Origin of the sequence: Carnobacterium sp. (genome assembly GCF_032094055.1) — a bacterium.
GTDB lineage: Bacteria > Bacillota > Bacilli > Lactobacillales > Carnobacteriaceae > Carnobacterium_A.
In genome coordinates, this window is sequence record NZ_DAMDAK010000051.1 from 1 (window position 1) to 2,433 (window position 2,433).

The window sequence follows — 2,433 nt, forward strand, 5'->3', positions numbered from 1 at the left end:
TTATCTAGTATTTAGGGAGAAGAATCTTTCTAAAATTTTTGTCATTTTTTTTATCGTTTCTTCCTTACTCACCCGATCCTGGTTTTTCAGCCACCACCCACCTACTTGTCTAAACATTCCTAATAAAATCTGTACGTCAAATTCTGGATCAGTTAAATGAAGCTCTTCTTTTATAATAAAATGCTGCAGGTATTCTTGAAACTGTTTATCCAAAAGCTTATCTGTAGATTCTAATGAAAAAACCGAAACCAGATCAACTTGCAGTGTCAAAAATATTTTTTGGTATTCTTCAAGTGCATTAAGAATCGTGGTAAAAAAATTAATGAAAAAGTCGACAGGATGTGTAGTGTCTGTTTGTTGTTCTGCTTTTAAAAGGTATTTACTTTGTAAAGTTTGGATCGCAAAGGTGAAAAAAGTATATTTATCATTGAAATGCTTATAAAATGTTGGACGGCGAATTTTCGCTTCCTCGCATAATTCATTGACGGTCAATTTTTCTAATGGTTTTTCTTGAAGTAGTTTCAGTAAAGCTGTAATCAACGCATCATAAGTTTTTTCTACTCGTAAATCATTTGAACGAATCATCATAATTCTCTCCTTTAAAAATTTTATTTAACTAATCTGCTTGTTATGATAATTAAGTGACATATATAGAAATATTGTTCGTTGTTTTTTTCTATAAAGCTATTATAATTAATAAATGAACATATGTAAACAAACTATCATATGTTTCTTATCTTACTTTTGAAATAAGGAGCGAAATGCTATGGCAATTATTGATATCGACCATCTAACAAAAGATTACGGCCAGCAACGTGGTGTCTTTGATGTTTCCTTTACAGTGAATGAAGGTGAAGTATTTGGCTTTCTGGGGCCTAATGGAGCTGGGAAAACTACTACTATCCGACATATAATGGGTTTTTCAAAACCGCAGGAAGGAAAAATCACGGTGGAGGGAAAAGATAGTTGGACCAGCTCTGCACAAATCAAACGAAATGTAGGGTACTTACCTGGAGAATTAGCTTTTCCATCGAATATGACCGGCACACAATTTATTGATTTTATGGCCACTGAACGTCAAATCACTAATCGGGAAAAAACCGAGCAGTTACTTGAAAGGTTCGAGTTAGATCCGTCTAGTAATATCAAGCAAATGAGTTTAGGAACAAAGCGCAAACTAGCTATTGTGACAGCATTTATGCATGATCCTGCTATTTTGATTTTAGATGAACCAACGAGTGGGTTGGATCCCTTGATGCAAGAACGCTTCATTGAATTTATCTTATCTGAAAAAGAAGCTGGAAAATCGATTTTGCTTTCTAGTCATATTTTCAGTGAAGTTGATGCTACGTGTGACCGAATCGCCATTATCAAAGATGGAGAAATTGTTTCGACAATTGTTGCTGATCAGTTGCGACAAAATAAAAATAAAGCGTTTAAAGTGGAGTTTTCAAAGCAAGAAGTTTACAGGCATTTTATTGAGCAGTCAACTTTGGATATCATCGCTGAGCGTCCTTCACAAAGCCAAGTGAAAATTCACATTCGAGATGAAGATATTCATAACTTCTTTAAAGAATTAAGTTTATATGAATTAAATTTTATTTCAGAAATTAAATTTACATTAGAAGATTATTTTATGGACTTTTATGATCGGAAGAAAAGTATTGAAAAAGGGAAAGAAGGGCTAAGCCATGGTATGTATTGAGATTGAAAATTTAACGAAGGATTACGGCAAACATCGTGGCATATTTGATATCTCCTTGTCGGTCAACGAAGGCGAAATATTTGGATTTGCAGGTATCAATGGTGCAGGCAAAACGACGACGATTCGACACTTAATGGGCTTTATCAAGCCAGATAGTGGAAAAGTCACAATTGACGGGTTGGATTGTACTACCAATAGCGCCCATGTTAAACAAAAAGTTGGATATGTCCCAGGCGAAATAAACTTCCCGGGAAACGAAAGCGGGATTACATTTTTGAAAAATCAAATGGAAATGAATGGTCGTGGGGATTGGGATCTTTGCCAAAAGATCTGTGATAGATTACAGCTCGATGTGACTGCCAATATCAAAACCATGAGTAAAGGAATGAAACAAAAAACTGCACTCGCTGCCGCTTTTTCTTCCAATTCAGATATTTTGATCATGGATGAACCAACAACGGGCTTGGATCCATTGATGCGTGATACTTTTATTGAGTTATTGAAAGAGCAAAAAGCTCTTGGACGAACCGTTTTTATGTCCAGTCACATTTTTCAAGAAATGGAAGAGACTTGTGACCGAGTAGCTATGATCAAAAATGGTGAAATCATTGATCTAATCACTATGGATGATATTCGCTACAATAAAAATAAACATTTCAAATTAGAATTTAAGGACCAAACAAGCTTTGACCATTTTTTATCACTTTCTTATCAAAATATCAATGTAA

At 34.6% G+C, this 2,433-nt stretch carries 3 protein-coding genes; 2 read left to right on the top strand and 1 reads right to left on the bottom strand.

Features of this window, described 5'->3' with window-relative positions; all coding sequences use genetic code 11:
- Window positions 1-585: a TetR/AcrR family transcriptional regulator gene (locus tag RT405_RS08630; RefSeq protein ID WP_313469114.1), complete on the bottom strand. Its 585-nt coding sequence runs from the start codon at window positions 583-585 to the stop codon at window positions 1-3.
- Window positions 586-766: 181 nt separating this feature from the next.
- On the opposite strand from RT405_RS08630, the gene RT405_RS08635 reads away from it, so the two are divergent.
- Both RT405_RS08635 and RT405_RS08640 read left to right on the top strand, forming a co-directional pair.
- Entirely contained in the window at window positions 767-1,705 is a 939-nt protein-coding gene (locus RT405_RS08635) for an ABC transporter ATP-binding protein (RefSeq protein ID WP_313469115.1), read from the top strand.
- Window positions 1,692-2,433: ATP-binding cassette domain-containing protein (locus RT405_RS08640; protein ID WP_313469116.1), on the top strand; the 742-nt coding region annotated here is incomplete at its 3' end. The genes RT405_RS08635 and RT405_RS08640, both read left to right, overlap by 14 nt.

Coding starts and splice junctions, on each gene's coding strand:
- RT405_RS08630 (WP_313469114.1), bottom strand. CDS start 585: ATGATTCGTTCAAATGATTTACGAGTAGAAAAAACTTATGATGCGTTG.
- RT405_RS08635 (WP_313469115.1), top strand. CDS start 767: ATGGCAATTATTGATATCGACCATCTAACAAAAGATTACGGCCAGCAA.